At 66.3% G+C, this 323-nt stretch carries 1 protein-coding gene; it reads left to right on the top strand.

The genetic code is table 11. The features are described from left to right. Positions 1-323 (top strand): transposase (locus tag FLV34_RS39980; RefSeq protein WP_261986094.1); only part of this gene is annotated, 323 nt, incomplete at both ends.

Below are 323 nucleotides of genomic sequence, written 5' to 3'. Positions count from 1 at the left end.
CCTGCTGGTGATGATCGGCGTGCGCGCCGACGGCCGCAAGGAACTCATCGCACTGTCCGACGGCTACCGCGAGTCGACCGAGTCGTGGGCCGACCTGCTACGCGACTGCAAACGGCGGGGAATGCGCGCGCCGGTACTGGCCGTCGGGGACGGCGCACTGGGGTTCTGGGCCGCCCTCGGTGAGGTGTTCCCGCAGGCCAGGGCTCAAAGGTGCTGGTTTCACAGAAGCCGTAAAAGATCAACTTGTCGGTGTGTCGCGGTCGTTTGGCACTGCGGCGAGCAGATTTGCTGCAGTGCGGTATCGGATTGGCGCGTCGGGGGGA

Origin of the sequence: Microbispora sp. CSR-4, from assembly GCF_008033685.1 — a bacterium.
Classification (GTDB): domain Bacteria; phylum Actinomycetota; class Actinomycetes; order Streptosporangiales; family Streptosporangiaceae; genus Microbispora.
This window is presented reverse-complemented; position numbering and strand designations above follow the sequence as displayed.